Genomic DNA, 15,378 nt, shown 5'->3' on the forward strand with positions numbered 1-15,378 from the left:
GATTGGACGCCTTCATGCTATCGTCGCTGCGGTCGGGAACCGGCGTTCTCCTGCTCGGCCTGCTGGTCGCGGGCTGCGATAGGCAAGCCCCCGATCACTCGCAAGCCATCCAGCCGCAAACCGCGCCATCCGGCGCCGCCGCGGAGGCGCCGACGCCCGGCGCAGTCGACCGCAGCCACCGCGGCGAGCCGGCGGTCACCGCCGCGTTCGAAGCGCCGGACGGCAAGCCGACGACCCTCGCCGCCTTCACGGGCAGGCCGTTCCTCCTCAACCTGTGGGCGACCTGGTGCGCGCCCTGCATCGCCGAACTGCCGACGCTCGACGCGCTGGCGAAAAGCGGGACGCTGGTCGTTGCGGTCGACCAAGACATGGACGCGACCCGCGCCGCGCCGTTCCTCAAGGGAAATGGCGTCTCGCTCACCCCCTTCCGCGACCCCAAGCTCGCGCTCAGCGTCGCCTATGCGGCCAATCTCCCGACCTCCATCTTCTACGGGGCCGACGGGCGCGAACGGTGGCGCGTGACCGGCGGCCGTGACTGGACGGGTGCGGATTCGCGCGCGCTCCTCGCGGAACGATGAGGGCCGGCGGTCCTTCTGCGGCAACGATGCAACACTTGGCCGAAATGTGGCGGAGTCGGGTGGCGGGCCGCGCCGGATCGGTGCTAGTCGCGTTGGCATAACGAATCCGGGAGGATGGACAGGGTCGTGACGCGGAAGCGCGTGGTCTTCGGTGGGATGTTGGGGGCCGGGCTCGTCGCCGGCGCCTTCGTCGCGCCCGCGATCGGCGCGACCGAGAAGGCCGTTCGCCTCGCCCGTCAGCCCGTCGCCGCCGCCCGCGCGCTTTCCGCCTTCACTCCCGCCGCGGCCGATCCGCGCCTCGCCGCGGTGTTCGCCCGTGGCGGCCTGGGGGGTGCGTTCCGCTTCACGCCGTCCGAGACCCGCAGCACCGGCAAGGCCGTGACCGTCGCGGTCCGCACGCGCTCGAACCGCGTGCCGGCCGAGGAGCGCATCGCCGCCGTCGCGCCGACCGTCGGTCTCGCTCCGATCGCCTATAATCTTGGCGTCGCGGTCGGCTGGAAGCGCTTCGCGGTTTCGGGCGATCTCGCCAAGGTCGATCTCGCCGGGCAGCCCGGCTCGCGCGACAGCGCCGACGTTGCGGTCACCTACGCCGGAAATCGCTTCTCGGGGCAGGTCCGCGCATCGAGTGACAAGCCGGACGCGAACGCGGTCCGCCTGATCGAGGGGGCGCCAAGCTACTCGATCGACGTCGGTGGCAGCTATTCGCTGACCCGCAACATCGATGTGACCGCGGGCATGCGCTACAAGAGCGAGCGTGACCGGCTGGTTCGCTTCACCGACGACCGCCGCGACAGCCAGGCGGTATATGTGGGCACCGCCTTCCGCTTCTGATCCGGTGGCGGTCCGCGCTTCGGTGCGCTCGGTACGTTAGCGAACGTTCAGCCTTAAATTCGGATTTACCGTTCGATCGCTAGGACGACCGGACGATGCCGCTGCCGACGTTTCGACCCGTTCCGACCCAATTCGCGCTCGCAACGCTCGCCCTCGTGGCCGTCGCTCTGGCGCCGCCCGCACGAGGGCCGATGCTGCTCCTCCCGCTCACCGGCGATTCCGGTCTCGCGATCCGGATCTCGACCACACACGGCGCCCGTCTGCTCGGCCCCACCTCCACGGGCGCGCTGCTCGTCTGGGCGGACCGGAGCGCTGTCGGGCCGCTCGCCGCCGCCGGCGTGCTCGCAATCGCGGCGCCGTCCTCCGCCTGCGGGCAGGTCCGGGCATGACCGCCGCCGCGTTACGCCTGACGGCCGTACTGCGCCTTCCGGACGCCGCCGTCGCTCCCGGGGCGATCGACCAGCTTCGGCAGCGCGGCGTCCGCACGCTGGCGCTGCTCGGCTGGGCCGCGTGGCTGCTGCTCGTCGGCGGCTCGCTCCTCCGGCATGGGGCCGGGCTGTGGCCGATCCTGACCGTCGGCGGCCTCGTCAACATCCTGCCGACGCTAATGGCGCTGCGCGGCCGCTACGATGCGGAGGCGCGCGCGGTGATGGCGCCGCTCGCGGCGGTGATGCCCGCGCTGCTGGTGCTGCTGCTCAGGGGCCACACCTGGCAGATGGACGGGCATATGTATTTCTTCGTCGCGCTCGCCGCCCTGGCGGTGCTGTGCGACTGGCGCCCGATCGCGCTCGCCGCGGCGCTGATCGCCGCGCACCACCTGCTGCTGGAGTTCCTCGCCCCCGAACTCGTCTTCGCGGGGTCGGGAAACTACGGCCGCGTGCTGTTCCACGCCTTTGCGGTCGGGCTCGAACTCGGGGTGCTGACCTGGCTCACCGGCCGGCTGCAGGCCTTGACGGTCGCACAGGAGCAAAGCGTCGCCGAGAGCCGCCGCCTCGCCGCGCTCGCCGAAGCCGAGCGCGCGCGCGCCGAACGCGCCCTGGCCGCCAACCAGGCCCTGGCGGAAACCGCCGCCGAGGAGCGCGACCGGCGCGAGACGATCGAACGGCGTACCGCAATCGAGCGTCGGTCCGAGTTGATGGTCCTTGCGGCGCAGTTCGAGGCCAGCGTCGCCGCCGTCACCAGGTCGATCGAAGCGGCGGCGGGAACGCTCGAGACATCCGCGATCCATCTCAACCGGATCGCGGCAAGCGCTGGCGTCGAAGCCGGGGACGTGAGCGCCGGCGCTGCGCTTGCGACCACCGAAATCCGCCAGGTCGCAGAATCGCTGCGGTCGCTGGGACTCTCCATCGGCTCGGTCGCCGTCTCGGCGGACCAGCAGGAGCGCATGACGCTAGAGGCCAACGCGCACGGGGCGGCCAGCGGCGAGGCGATCGCGCTCCTCGCCGACCGTACGGAGCGGATCGACGCGCTGGTGGAGGACATCCGCGGCATCGCCGCCACCACCAACCTGCTGGCGCTCAACGCGACGATCGAGGCGGCGCGCGCGGGCGACGCAGGACGCGGGTTCGCGGTGGTCGCCGGCGAGGTGAAGTCGCTCGCCGACGACGCCGCGCGCGCCAGCGACCGGATCGCCGCCATCCTCGCCGAGATCCGCTCCGGAGTCGGCGGGTCGATCGAGTCGATCGAACGGGTGACCGCGGCGATCACCGAGGTGGCGAGCGCCGCCGCGGGAATCGTCGCCTCGGTCGACGAACAGCGCGGCTATGCGCTCGCGATCGAACGCAGTGCGGAAAGCGCGTCCGGCAGCGCCGATCTGATCGCGCACCGGATCGGTCGCGTCGCCCATACGGTCTCCGCCACGGCCACGCTGTCGGCCGAGGTCCGGACCTCGGCGGAGGCGCTCACCGCCGATGCGCGCGACCTGCGCGCGGCGACCGACTCGTTCGTCGCCTTCCTGCGCGAGGACTGACCCTCAGGAGTTCGTCCGCAGCCGGAGCGCCACCGACCGGGCGTGCGCCGGCAACCCTTCGGCCCGCGCCAGCGCGATCGTCGCCGGACCGAGCTCCGCGAGGCTCCCCTCGTCGAGCTGGAGGAAGCTGGTCCGCTTCATGAAGTCGGTCACTCCCAGCCCGCTCGCGAACCGCGCCCGCCGACCGGTGGGGAGCACATGGTTCGGCCCTGCCACGTAATCACCGATCGCCTCCGGCGTGTGCCGCCCGAGGAACGCCGAGCCGGCATGGCGCAGCCGGTCGAACAGCGCCTGCGGCTCGTCGACCGCCAGTTCGACGTGCTCGGGGGCGAGCCGATCGACCAGCGGCATCGCCGCGACGAGCGTGTCAACCACGATAATCGCCCCGTTCGCCGCCCATGCCGCCCGCGCGACCTCACGGGTCGGCAGGTCCGCCAGCTGTCGTTCGACCGCCGCCGCCGCCGCGTCCGCGAAATCGGCGTCATCGGTGAACAGGATCGATTGGGTGGTCGGATCGTGCTCGGCCTGGCTCAAGAGGTCGGCGGCGATCCATTCCGGATCGTTCGCACCGTCAGCCACGACGACGATCTCGCTCGGCCCTGCGACCATGTCGATCCCGACCACGCCGTAAACCTGCCGCTTGGCCTCGGCGACCCAGGCGTTGCCCGGTCCGGTCACCACATCGACCCGCTCGATCCGATCGGTGCCGTACGCAAGCGCGCCGATCGCCTGCGCGCCGCCGATGCGCCACACCTCGTCCGCGCCCGCCAGATGCGCGGCGGCGAGCACGAGCGGGTTGATCTGCCCCCCGGGCGTCGGCGTCACCACCACAAGCCGCTCGACGCCGGCGACCTTCGCCGGGATCGCGTTCATCAGCAGCGTGGACGGATAGGCCGCGCGACCGCCCGGCACATAGACCCCGGCGGCCTCGACCGCGCGCCACCGCGCGCCGAGCCGCACTCCGGCCGCATCGGTGAAGTCGGTGTCCGCCGGGCGCTGCTTTTCGTGATAGGCGCGGATGCGGGCCGCCGCGAGGTCGAGCGCGACGCGCAATTCGGGCTCCAGCGCCGCGAACGCATCGGCGCAGTCCGCCGCCTCGACGCGCCAGCCGCCCGCATCGAGATCGTGCCCGTCGAGCCGCTGGGTGAACGCGCGCACGGCCGCATCGCCCTCGTCCCTCACGCTGCGCAGGATCGTCGCGACATCGCGCGTCACGTCGGCCGAGGACTCGCGACGCGCATCGACCAGCGCGGCGAAGGCGGCCTCGAATCCGGCCTCCGCGGTCGAGAGCCGGATCATGGCGCCACCGCCCGTCGGAACCGCTCGACCAAGGGCACCACCTCGCCGCGGGTCTTCATCGCCGCGCGATTGACCACCAGCCGCGCCGACACCTCCATTACCCGTTCGATCTCGACCAGCCCGTTGTCCTTGAGCGTCCGCCCCGACGAGACCAAATCGACGATCCGGGGCGCGAGCCCCAGGGTCGGCGCGAGTTCCATCGCGCCGTTCAGCTTGACGCACTCCGCCTGCACGCCCGCCTTCGCGAAATGTTCGGCGGTGACGTGCGGATATTTGGTCGCCACCCGGACATGGCTCCACCCGCGCGGATCGTCCTTCCCCGCCATCTCGGCGGGTTCGGCGACCGACAGCCGGCAATGGCCGATGTCGAGATCGACGGGGGCGTAGAGCTCCGAATAGCCGAATTCGGCGATCACGTCCGACCCCACGATCCCCAGCTGCGCCGCGCCGTGCGCGACGAAGGTCGCGACGTCGAAGGCGCGCACCCGGATCAATTCGATCGCGGGATCGTCGGTCGAAAAACGGAGCGCGCGGCTGTTCTCGTCCGAAAAGGCGGGTTCGGGCACGATCCCCGCGCGCGCCAGCAGCGGCAGCGCTTCGCCAAGGATGCGGCCCTTGGGGACGGCGAGGATGATCGGTCGCAGCACGGTCGCGGCGGGCTTTACGGTGGCGGTCGCGAAGGAGCAATGCGTGCCGCAGGAGGACGATCATGGCCAGCGAAGAGACCAACCGGGGGGCGTTCCGCATCCAGGCGCATTACTGCCGCGAGATGGACGCGCCCCATTATGCGCGCCTCTGCACGGCGGTGGCCGACGGGCTGACGCGGGCGACCGAAGTCGGCCGCCGCCTGCTCGACTGGCCGGGCGAGCCGACGCGCGACGCGCTGCCGCTGCGCTTCGTCGGCGGCCTCCATGCGCTGGTACTGGCGGGCAAGGACGCGGACGTGGCGGCAGCCTTCGCCGGTGCAATCCCGGACGATCGCCTCGCCGCCACGCTGGAAGGCGCCCTGGCGCGCCACGAGGCCGAGCTGCTCCCCTGGCTCGACGGCCCGCCCCAGACCAACGAGCCCGGCCGCTCCGCGGCGCTGATCTGCGGGCTCATGGAGGTCGCGCGTCGGCACGGGCCGAAGTTGGAGGTGCTCGAGATCGGTTCGAGCGCCGGGCTGAACCTGCTGATCGACCGCTACCGTTTCGATCTCGGCGGGACCACGCTCGGCCCGGTCGACTCGCCGGTCGCGCTCGTCCCCGACTGGACCGGACCGGCGCCCGCGCCCGTCGAGGTGGAGATCGTGTCGACGCGGGGCTGCGACGTCCAGCCGCGCGACCCGACCGATCCTGCGGTCGAGGCGCGGCTCTCGGCCTATGTCTGGGCCGAGCAGCCCGAGCGGCTGGCACGCCTGCGCGCGGCGATTGGCATGGTCCGCGCGCACGGCGTCCGCCTCGACCGCGCCGACGCCGCCGACTGGCTGGAGGCGCGCCTCGCCGAGCCGCAGGAGCAGGGCGTCACGCGCGTGCTGATGCATTCAGTCGTCTGGCAGTATCTGCCCGACGCCACCGCCACCCGCGTCCGTGCCGCGATGACGACCGCGGGCGAGGTGGCGACGCCCGAGCGCCCGCTCGCCTGGGTGATGATGGAGCCCAACCGCGCGGTCGCGCACCAGGTGATCCGGGTGATGAGCTGGCCCGACCACGCCGAGCCGACGGTGCTCGGCGTCGCGCATGCCCACGCCGCCTGGGTCCGCTACGGCGCCCCGGATGCGGGCGACGGGATCGACTTGCCCGAGTCGGCGCGCGTGTGGCCTTGAGGGTTGCACAATCCCCCCGGCCATGCCTTCTTCGCGGCCGAGACCGGGAGATCGATGATGCGCCTGCTTGCCGTCGCCCTGCTGACCACGATCGCGATCCCGGCCGCCGCGCAGACCCGCTCCGGTCCGGAGGCCGCACTCGCGGTACTCGACACCCGGCAGAAGGAAATGGTGGCCAAGGCGGATCTGCCGGGGCTCGCCGCGCTGGCCGCGCCGGGGCTGACGATCAACGCCCCGACCAACCGCATCCTCACGCGCGAGCAGTTCCTGGCCATGATGAGAAGCGGCGCGATCGGGGCGGAAGCCTTCGAACGGACGGTCGAGCACGTCAGCATCGACGGCGACGTCGGAGTGGTGATGGGGAGCGAGGTGTTCACCCCCACCGCCGACAGCGAGCTCGGCCGGACCTACGGCGCGGTTCCGCTCGAGCGACGCTACACCAACGTCTACATCCGTCGGGGCGGCCGCTGGAAATGGCTCGCCCGCCACGCCAATGTCGTACCCCGGTCAGCGCGCGAACGCCCACGCCCCTGATCGTGGCCGCGGACGCTCCGCTACGCTTCCCCGTCGGCCGCCAAGGCCGCCGCGAGCATCGTACGCACCCGCTGCACCGCGTAGAGCGGATCGGTCGCCGGCGCGGGTGCGCCGTCGCCGAGCAGCTGCTGCACCCCGCGGATCGTATAGCCCTCACGCTTCAGCAGCGCGTCGATCCGCGCGACCAGCGCCACGTCCTCGGGCCGGTAATATCGCCGGCCGCCCGCGCGCGTCACCGGCTTGAGCGCGGGGAAGCGCGTCTCCCAGTAGCGGAGCACATGCTGCGGCACGCCCGTCGCCGCGGCGACCTCGCCGATGGTGCGGAAGGCGCGTTCGGATTTCGCGCCAGGGGACACCGGCGTCAGCCGGCCGCCACGATGCGGTCGCGCATCGTCTGGCTGGCGCGGAAGGTCAGGACGCGGCGCGGGGCGATCGGCACCTCGACCCCGGTCTTGGGGTTGCGCCCGACACGCTCGCCCTTGTCACGCAGCACGAACGTGCCGAAGCCGGAGACCTTGACGTTCTCGCCCTCGGACAGCGCGTGGCACATGCAGCCCAGGATCTGCTCCACCAGCTTGGCGCTGTCGGCGCGCGACAGGCCGATCTCCGCATGAAGCGCATCGGCCAGGTCGGCCCTCGTCAGCGTCGCGACATCCGCCATCTGATCCCCCAAAGCAACGGTCCACCCACCCGGCGCTCACTCGGCGCAGCCGATACGATGCACCGGATTTTACGCTGCGTCCAGAAGGGCTAGAAGCGCATCACCGACGCGCCCCAGGTGAAGCCGCCGCCCATCGCCTCGAGCACGACGATATCGCCCTGCTTGACGCGCCCGTCGCGCACCGCGGTGTCGAGCGCGAGCGGCACCGACGCGGCCGAGGTGTTGGCGTGGCGATCGACCGTCAGCACCACCTTCTCCGCCGGGAGCCCCAGCTTGCGCGCGGTCGCATCGAGGATGCGCGCGTTCGCCTGGTGCGGGACGACCCAGTCGACCTGATCCGACGTCAGCCCCGCCGCGACCAAGGCCTCGCCCATCACCGCTGCAAGATTGGTCACGGCGTGCCGGAACACCTCACGGCCCTTCATCCTGAGCTTGCCGACCGTTCCCGTGGTCGACGGCCCGCCGTCGACGTAGAGCAGTTCGTTATGCCGCCCGTCGGCATGAAGCTTGGTCGCCAGGATGCCGCGCCCGTCCGCCTCGTCGCTCTCCCGCGCCTCCAGCACAAGCGCGCCGGCGCCGTCGCCGAACAGCACGCAGGTCGCGCGGTCCTCCCAGTCGAGGATGCGGCTGAACGTCTCCGCGCCGATCACCAGCGCCTTAGCATGACCCCCGGCACGGATCATGCTGTCGGCGACCTGCACCGCGTAGAGGAAGCCGGAGCACACCGCCGCCACGTCGAAGGCGACGCAATCGTCGATGCCGAGCATCGCCTGGACCTTGGTCGCGGACGACGGGAAGGTCTGGTCGGGGGTCGCGGTCGCCAGCACGATCAGGTCGATGTCCTGAGCCGAAAGGCCGGCGGCGGCGATCGCCCGCGACGCCGCGTCGCGCGCCAGCGTCGCGGTGGTCTCGTCCGGTCCGGCGATGTGGCGGAAACGGATGCCGGTGCGCTCGACGATCCACTCGTCGCTGGTGTCGACCTGCGCCGCCAGTTCGGCATTGGACACCCGCCGCGTCGGCAGCGCCGCGCCGGTGCCGGTGACGACCGAACGGATCACGCCGCCTCCCGCTCGAAATTGCCGAGATCGTCGCGGATGCGTCGCGTCAGGTCGGCGGTCACCATCTTGGCCGCATGCCCGATCGCGGTCGCCACTCCCAGCTCGCTCGCGCCGCCGTGGCTCTTCACGACGAGGCCGTTGAGCCCCAGGAACACGGCGCCATTGTGGTTGTTCGGATCGAGATGCCCGCGCAGCAGCTCGGTCGCCGGCTTGGAGATCAGGAACCCGATCTTCGAGCGCACCGACGATCGGAACGCGCGCTTGAGCAGGTCGGCGACGAAGCGCGCGGTGCCCTCCGCGGTCTTGAGCGCGATGTTGCCCGAAAAGCCGTCGCACACGATCACGTCATGCTCGCCGCGCGACAGCCGGTCGCCCTCGACGAATCCTTCGAAACTCATCGGCAGGTCGGTCGCGGCGCGCAGGTCCTGCGCGGCCTCGCGGATCGCGTCGGTGCCCTTCTGATCCTCGCTGCCGATGTTGAGCAGCGCGACGCGCGGCCGCTCGAGATCGAGCGTGACGCGGGCGTAGGCGGCGCCCATCACCGCGAACTGGACGAGATTGCGCGCGTCGCATTCCGCATTGGCGCCGAGATCGAGCATGATCACGTCGTTGTCGCCAAGCGTAGGCAGCATCGCCGCCAGCGCGGGCCGATCGATCCCCGGCATGGTCCTGAGCGCGAGCTTGGCCATCGCCATCAGCGCGCCCGTGTTGCCGGAGGAGACCGCGACGCCCGCGCGGCCGCGCTTCACGCAATCGATCGCCACCCCCATCGACGTGGTCTTGGCGCGACGGATCGCCTTGCCGACCGCCTCGCCGGAGGAGATGACCTCGGGCGCGTGGACGATCTGGCTGTTCGCGGTCAGATTGGGGTGGGTCTTGAGTTCCTCGCGGATCGCCGCCTCGTCGCCGACGAGGAGGAACTTCATCCCCTCGAATCGGCGGCGCGCGCGGGCGACCCCGGCGAGCATCACCGCCAGTCCCTCGTCACCGCCCATCGCGTCGACGGCGATCCAGGACGTGTCGGACATTCCCACTGGATCCTGTCGCCGGGCGTCAGCCTTCGGCCGAGACGATCTCGCGACCGTTGTAGTGCCCGCAGGCCCCGCACAGGTTATGCGGGCGCTTGAGCTCGCCGCAGTTCGGGCATTCCTGGAACGCGGCGACGCTGAGCGAGTCGTGCGAGCGGCGCATGCCGCGACGGGAGGGCGAGGTCTTTCGCTTCGGGACGGCCATTGCGGCACCTTGATCAGTGTGAACGGTGGGGCGAATCGACTGGCCGCCGTCACGACCGGCAGACCGGCCGCGCCGGAGGCCGGACGCTTCGATGAAGTCGTGCGCCTATAGCGATTCCGCCGCGCGTTGCAACCGCTGCGCGCGAGTGGCAGGTTGCGCGCCAACAGGGGGAGGAACGTCATGGTGCTGCCGATCACGCTCGTCATCGCCGCCGCGTGCGGCGTCATCAACATCTGGCTCTCGCTCCGCGTCACCCAGCGGCGGCTGGCCGGCAAGGTGATGATGGGCGACGGCGGCGATTCGCTGATGCTGTCGCGCGGCCGGGCACACGCCAACTTCACCGAATACGCTCCGTTCGTGTTGATCCTGATGGCGCTGATCGAACTGGCGCGCGGCGGCTCGCCGTGGCTGTGGGCGCTGGGCGTGCTGTTCGTCCTGGCGCGCATCGCCCATCCGATCGGGATGGACCGCCCCGCGCCCAACCCGTTCCGTGCGGGCGGGTTCCTGGTGACCACCCTGGTCCTCGCCGTGTTGGCGGGCTGGGGCCTGGCGATCGCTTATGGGACGACGATCGCGCGCGTGCCCGCGGGCGCGATCGAAGTCGCGCCCGCCAGCGCCTAATAGCGGAGCGACACCGTCCCCAGCACGGTCCGCGGCGCGCCGTAATAGCCCTGGTCGAAGTTGAGCGCGGTCAGATACTTGACGTCGGTCAGGTTCTTCAGGTTCGCGCTCACCGACACGTTCGGTGTCACGTCGTAGCGCGCGAGCAGGTCGACCAGCACGTAACCGCCTTGAGTGATCCGGATCGGATCGCCGGTGGTGTCGGACACCGCGCCCGGCTCGAGATAGATCCGGCTCTGGTACTGGATCGACGCGCCGACCTTGAGCCGCTCGAACGACGGCGGGGCATAGGTGACATTGAGCCGCGCGGTGTTGCGCGGGACGAAGGTGCGCACATTGGCATCGTCCTCGCCGCGGATGCGCATGATCGTGTAGCCGCCGGTCGCCTGGAGCCCCGGCAGCAGCTGTCCGCCGAACTCCAATTCGATCCCCTGCGACTTGGCGTCGACGCCGCGGTAGATCGTGCGACCGAGCACCGCGTCGAAGCCGGCGGCCTCCGCGGTGTTGTTCTGACGCGCCTGGAAGATCGCCGCGCTGGCGTTCAACCGGCCGCCGAACCATTCGCCCTTGAGCCCGGCCTCGATGTTGTCGCCCTCGATCGGCTTCAGCAGGCGGTTGTCGGCGTCGAACTGGGTCTGCGGATTGAAGATCGTCGCATAGCTCGCATAGGCGCTGATGTTCGCGGACAGATCGAGCGTCGTGCCGACGAACGGCAGGAAGCGCGAGCGATCGTAATCGGTCGGCACGCCGTAGGAGACGCCCTCGCTCACCGCATGGGTGTAGTTGCCGCCGACCATCAGCTTCAGCGGATCGGCAAGGTTCAGCCGCACCAGCCCGTACACCGTCTCGCGGCGGTTGTGCGTGTCGAGGCTCGGATCGAAGGTCGCGGGGAAGTTCGGCAGCGGGAACGATCCGTCGAACACCTGATCGAGCGGGATCGGCGTTCCGACGACGCTGAAGTCGTAACGTGAGCCCTGGCGATATTCTTGCGCCGCGCGGTTGAAGCCCAGCATCACGTCATGCTCGCGGCCGAACAGGCCGACCCTGCCGTTGACATAGGCGTCGAGCGTCAGGTTGCGCGTCTGCGCGCGGAACGATCCGGGATAGCTGAACACGGCGCGCGTGTCGTTGGGATCGTCGGGATCGCCGGGGTCGATCCCGCCGGGCGAGCCCTTCACCGGATTGCCGTAGACGTAGAACAGAGTGTCGTTCTCGTAGATCGCGCGGCGCAGCGCGCTGACCTTGGCGGTCCAGCCGCCGCCGAAATCGTGCGTGATGTCGCCGAAGATCTGGCGGTCGATCACGTTCCAGCTCGCCCAGTCCGGCCCCGTGTTCGCCGAGCGCGGCAGGTCGATCCGCGTGCCGTCGGTATAATAGAGCGGGAGCGCCCCCCAGGTCGCGCCGTTCGACTTGTGATCCTGGATGCCGTAGCCCGCACTCACCACGGTGTCGGGGCCGAGGTCCGCCTCGACGATCCCGTAACCGGTCCAGCGGCGCAGGTGATAGCGGTCGAGATAGCTGTCGGTGTCGAGCAACGCCCCCACCGCTCGCGCGCGGACGTGCCCGCCCTCGGTCAGCGGCACGCTGACGTCGCCGTCGAGCCGCAGATTGTCGTACGAGCCGTATTGCGCGCTCGCGCTCGCCTGGAAGTCGGTGGTCGGGCGCTTGCGGATGAAGTTGATCACCGCCGACGGATTGCCCGTCGAGGACAGCAGCCCGGGCGCGCCCTTCACCACTTCGACCCGGTCGTAGATTGCGGTGTCGATCGTGCCGGTCTGGACCTCGAACGCGAAGGGCAGACCGATGCCGTCGATCTGGAAGGTCTGGATGTCGAAGCCGCGCGCCGAATAATAGATGCGGTCCGTCTCCTGCGCCTGGACGTTGACGCCCGGCACCGTCGTCAGCAGTGCGTTGACGTCGTTGAGCTGGAAGTCGTCGATCTGCGCGCGGGTGACGACGCTCACCGACTGCGGCGTCTCGCGCTGGCTAAGCGGCATCCGTGTCGCGGTGGTCTGCGCCTTGACGCCGTAATCGTCCGTTCCCTCGGTGGCGGCGGTGACGATCACGTCGTCGCGGCCCCCGTCCAAGGAGGCGTTGGCAGGCGCGGCGGCGGCGGCGGCCGCGAGGACGGCGAGGACAACGGACACGGCGAACATACCCCTTTATTGCGAGTCGTTCGCGTCATTACCGCACGCTGGCGGTAATGCAAGTCACTCTCATTAACGGTTAGTCGCTCAGCGCGTCGTCGCCGACGAAAGGATTCCACTTGCGCTCGTGCGCGAAGGTGCTCGGCTTGCCGTGGCCCGGGATGAACGCGGTCTCGTCGCCGAGCGGCCACAGCTTGGTGACGATCGAGCGGACGAGCTGCTGGTGGTCGCCCTGCGGCAGATCGGTCCGCCCGACCGAGCCCTGGAACAGCACGTCGCCGACCTGCGCGAAGTTCGACGGCGGATGGTGGAAGATCACATGGCCCGCGGTGTGGCCGGGCGTGTGATAGACGTCGAGCGTCAGCGCGCCGACGGTCACCGTGTCACCCTCGTCGAGCCAGCGGTCGGGCTCGAACGGAACACCCTCGATGCCCCATTGCCGCCCGTCGTCGGCGAGCCGCGCCAGCCAGAACCGGTCCGCCTCGTGCGGCCCCTCGATCGCGACGCCGAAGCGTTCGGCGAACGGCTTGGCCGCGCCCGCATGGTCGATGTGCCCGTGCGTCAGCAGCACCTTCTCGACGGTGACGCCGGCCTGCGCGACCGCCGCGGCGATCCGCTCGACGTCGCCGCCGGGATCGATCACCGCGCATCTCATCGTCGCGGTGCACCAGATCAGGGTGCAGTTCTGCTCGATCGGCGTGACCGGCACGATCGCGGCGCGGAGGGGCGGACTGGTCATGGCGCGAAGGCCTACCGTCCGTTCCGAGCCTAGTCGAGGAACATGGTCCGTCCGAACTCAGGTCTGGACTTCGCTCGAAACGAACGGTGGGGCTTGTCGCGCACAGGACAGCGGCGGCATGGCCTCCGCGATGATCGTCGCTCCCTGCCTTCTGTTCGACGACGCGCGGGCGGACGGCGCGCCCGCCCGCCTCTACCGGGCGCCGATCGCCGTCATCGAAGCGCGCGCCGTCTCGGAAATCGCCCCGGCGCTCGCCGCCGTCCGCCAAGCCCTCGCCGAAGGCCGCCACGTCGCCGGCTTCCTGTCCTACGAGGCCGGCGCGGCGTTCGACCGGATGCCGCGCGGCGACAGCCGCACCCCCCTCGCCTGGTTCGGCGTCTTCGACGGCTACCAGACGATCACAGACGTCGCCGCCGCCCTCCCCGACCCCGCGGGCGCATGGATCGGCGAACCCGTCCCCGAACTCGCCCGGACCGAATACGACGCCGCGATCGCCCGCGTCCTCGCACTGATCGCCGCGGGGGACATCTACCAGGCCAACCTCACCTTCCGCGCGAAGGTCCCGCTCCTCGGCCACCCCCTCGCAGCCTACGCCCGCCTCCGCGCCAACGCCCGCGCGGGCTGGGGCGCGTATGTCGACACCGGCGTCGACACCTTGCTCTCGCTCTCCCCCGAACTCTTCTTCGCAGTTGAGGACCGCCAGCTCACCTGCCGCCCGATGAAGGGCACCGCGCGCCGCCTCGCCGACCCCGCCGCCGACCGCGCCGCCGCCGCCGCGCTCGCCGCCGACGCCAAGCAGCGCGCCGAGAACCTGATCATCGTCGATCTGATGCGCAACGACCTGTCGCGGATCGCCGCCCCCGGCAGCGTCGCCGTGCCCGAGCTGTTCGCGATCGAGACCTATCCCACCATCCACCAGATGACCTCGACCGTCACCGCACGCCTGGGCGACGGGCGCGATGCGATCGACGTGGTCGAGGCGCTCTTCCCCTGCGGCTCGATCACCGGCGCGCCCAAGCTGCGCGCGAGCGAGGTCATCGCCGAGGTCGAGCGCTCGCCCCGCGGCGTCTATACCGGCGCGATCGGCTGGTTCGAGCCCGGCGGAGCCGCACAGTTCAACGTCGCGATCCGCACCTTGCACCTGCGTCGCGGGGAGGACTACGCTACTCTCGGGCTCGGCGGCGGCATCGTCGCGGACAGCCGAGCCGCGGACGAGTGGGACGAGGCGCTGGCGAAGGGGGCGTTCGTGACGATGACGCAGCGCCGCTTCGACCTGATCGAGACGATGGCGTTCGACCCCGACGACGGCGTCCCGCTGATCGAACGACACCTGGCGCGACTGAAGGCGAGCGCGGAGGCGTTCGGCATCCCCTTCGATCGGCATGCCACCCGCAACGAGCTCCAGGCCGCGACCTTCCGGCTGCGCGCGCCCGCGAAGCTGCGCCTGCTGCTCGCCGCCTCGGGTGCGATCGCGATCGAGGTGGCGCCCGCACCCCCGGCCGCGCCGCACCCGCTCGCCGTCCGGGTTGTGCCGCTTCCGGTCGCGGCCGAGGACTTCCGGCTCCGTCACAAGACCACCGATCGCCGCTTCTACGACGATCCCCGACTGGCCTTGGGCGTCGACGAGGTCGTCTTCGTCGATGGCGACGGCTATCTGACCGAGGGCAGCTTCACCTCGCTGTTCGTGCCGCGTGGCGGACGCCTCCTCACGCCGCCCCTCTCCCGCGGCCTCCTTTCCGGCGTGCTGCGCGCCGAGCTGATCGACAGCGGCCGCGCGGTGGAAGCCGACCTCACCCCCGCCGATCTCGTCGGCGGGTTCCAGGTGGGCAATGCGCTGCGCGGCCTCATGCCCGCCGCGCTCGCGGTTGCGGAATCGTGACGCGCGTCTAAGAGCGACCCGCCTC

17 protein-coding genes are annotated in these 15,378 nt (G+C 70.8%); 8 read left to right on the forward strand and 9 right to left on the reverse strand.

What is annotated here, in order from left to right:
* The first annotated feature begins 14 nt into the window (after positions 1-14).
* The 4 genes from AC4GYY_RS11095 to AC4GYY_RS11110 all read left to right on the forward strand — a co-directional run bounded on the left by AC4GYY_RS11095 (position 15) and on the right by AC4GYY_RS11110 (position 3,378).
* Positions 15-578 (forward strand): TlpA family protein disulfide reductase, encoded by a 564-nt coding sequence (locus AC4GYY_RS11095; RefSeq protein ID WP_491120571.1) that lies wholly within the window; start codon positions 15-17, stop codon positions 576-578.
* 126 nt (positions 579-704) lie between these two features.
* Positions 705-1,409, forward strand: coding sequence for a hypothetical protein (locus AC4GYY_RS11100; protein WP_491120572.1), 705 nt, complete (start codon positions 705-707; stop codon positions 1,407-1,409).
* Between the two features lie 155 nt (positions 1,410-1,564).
* Positions 1,565-1,798: a hypothetical protein gene (locus tag AC4GYY_RS11105; RefSeq protein WP_491120573.1), complete on the forward strand. Its 234-nt coding sequence runs from the start codon at positions 1,565-1,567 to the stop codon at positions 1,796-1,798.
* Positions 1,795-3,378 carry a methyl-accepting chemotaxis protein gene (locus tag AC4GYY_RS11110; protein WP_491120574.1) on the forward strand — a complete coding sequence of 528 codons (1,584 nt, stop codon included), beginning with the start codon at positions 1,795-1,797 and terminating at the stop codon, positions 3,376-3,378. Before AC4GYY_RS11105 ends, AC4GYY_RS11110 begins: the two co-directional genes overlap by 4 nt.
* A gap of 3 nt (positions 3,379-3,381) precedes the next feature.
* Here the strand turns inward: AC4GYY_RS11110 and hisD are convergent, their stop codons facing one another.
* Positions 3,382-4,677: a histidinol dehydrogenase gene (gene hisD / locus AC4GYY_RS11115; RefSeq protein WP_491120575.1), complete on the reverse strand. Its 1,296-nt coding sequence runs from the start codon at positions 4,675-4,677 to the stop codon at positions 3,382-3,384.
* Entirely contained in the window at positions 4,674-5,324 is a 651-nt protein-coding gene (gene hisG / locus AC4GYY_RS11120) for an ATP phosphoribosyltransferase (protein ID WP_491120576.1), read from the reverse strand. Before hisG ends, hisD begins: the two co-directional genes overlap by 4 nt.
* 62 nt (positions 5,325-5,386) lie before the next feature.
* Here hisG and AC4GYY_RS11125 point away from each other — a divergent pair, with 62 nt between their 5' ends.
* Positions 5,387-6,481 carry a DUF2332 domain-containing protein gene (locus AC4GYY_RS11125; protein ID WP_491120577.1) on the forward strand — a complete coding sequence of 365 codons (1,095 nt, stop codon included), beginning with the start codon at positions 5,387-5,389 and terminating at the stop codon, positions 6,479-6,481.
* A gap of 57 nt (positions 6,482-6,538) precedes the next feature.
* Complete coding sequence (locus AC4GYY_RS11130; protein WP_491120579.1) at positions 6,539-7,015, forward strand: nuclear transport factor 2 family protein; 477 nt, start codon at positions 6,539-6,541, stop codon at positions 7,013-7,015.
* A gap of 20 nt (positions 7,016-7,035) precedes the next feature.
* Here AC4GYY_RS11130 and AC4GYY_RS11135 read toward each other — a convergent pair whose 3' ends face one another.
* The 5 genes from AC4GYY_RS11135 to rpmF all read right to left on the reverse strand — a co-directional run bounded on the left by AC4GYY_RS11135 (position 7,036) and on the right by rpmF (position 9,967).
* Positions 7,036-7,371 carry a MerR family transcriptional regulator gene (locus AC4GYY_RS11135; protein ID WP_491120580.1) on the reverse strand — a complete coding sequence of 112 codons (336 nt, stop codon included), beginning with the start codon at positions 7,369-7,371 and terminating at the stop codon, positions 7,036-7,038.
* Between the two features lie 5 nt (positions 7,372-7,376).
* Entirely contained in the window at positions 7,377-7,676 is a 300-nt protein-coding gene (locus AC4GYY_RS11140) for an integration host factor subunit alpha (protein ID WP_491120582.1), read from the reverse strand.
* Positions 7,677-7,765: 89 nt separating this feature from the next.
* Positions 7,766-8,734 carry a beta-ketoacyl-ACP synthase III gene (locus tag AC4GYY_RS11145; RefSeq protein WP_491120583.1) on the reverse strand — a complete coding sequence of 323 codons (969 nt, stop codon included), beginning with the start codon at positions 8,732-8,734 and terminating at the stop codon, positions 7,766-7,768.
* Positions 8,731-9,762 (reverse strand): phosphate acyltransferase PlsX, encoded by a 1,032-nt coding sequence (plsX, locus tag AC4GYY_RS11150; RefSeq protein WP_491120584.1) that lies wholly within the window; start codon positions 9,760-9,762, stop codon positions 8,731-8,733. Before plsX ends, AC4GYY_RS11145 begins: the two co-directional genes overlap by 4 nt.
* Before the next feature lie 25 nt (positions 9,763-9,787).
* A complete protein-coding gene (gene rpmF / locus AC4GYY_RS11155) occupies positions 9,788-9,967 on the reverse strand; it encodes a 50S ribosomal protein L32 (protein WP_491120585.1) in 180 nt (59 codons plus the stop codon).
* Positions 9,968-10,147: 180 nt separating this feature from the next.
* Between rpmF and AC4GYY_RS11160 the strand changes: the two genes are divergently transcribed.
* Positions 10,148-10,588, forward strand: coding sequence for an MAPEG family protein (locus AC4GYY_RS11160; RefSeq protein ID WP_491120586.1), 441 nt, complete (start codon positions 10,148-10,150; stop codon positions 10,586-10,588).
* Here the strand turns inward: AC4GYY_RS11160 and AC4GYY_RS11165 are convergent.
* Both AC4GYY_RS11165 and AC4GYY_RS11170 read right to left on the reverse strand, forming a co-directional pair.
* The gene (locus AC4GYY_RS11165) at positions 10,585-12,735 is read right to left on the reverse strand and encodes a TonB-dependent siderophore receptor (RefSeq protein WP_491120587.1); all 2,151 of its coding nucleotides are present in this window, start codon (positions 12,733-12,735) and stop codon (positions 10,585-10,587) included. The genes AC4GYY_RS11160 and AC4GYY_RS11165 overlap by 4 nt on opposite strands.
* Before the next feature lie 79 nt (positions 12,736-12,814).
* A complete protein-coding gene (locus AC4GYY_RS11170) occupies positions 12,815-13,474 on the reverse strand; it encodes an MBL fold metallo-hydrolase (RefSeq protein WP_491120589.1) in 660 nt (219 codons plus the stop codon).
* A 118-nt stretch (positions 13,475-13,592) separates the two neighbouring features.
* Between AC4GYY_RS11170 and pabB the strand changes: the two genes are divergently transcribed.
* Positions 13,593-15,353, forward strand: a complete 1,761-nt coding sequence (pabB, locus tag AC4GYY_RS11175; protein ID WP_491120591.1) for an aminodeoxychorismate synthase component I — start codon at positions 13,593-13,595, stop codon at positions 15,351-15,353.
* Positions 15,354-15,378 lie beyond the last annotated feature (25 nt).

The sequence above is a fragment of the Sphingomonas sp. SP6 genome (assembly GCF_058313435.1).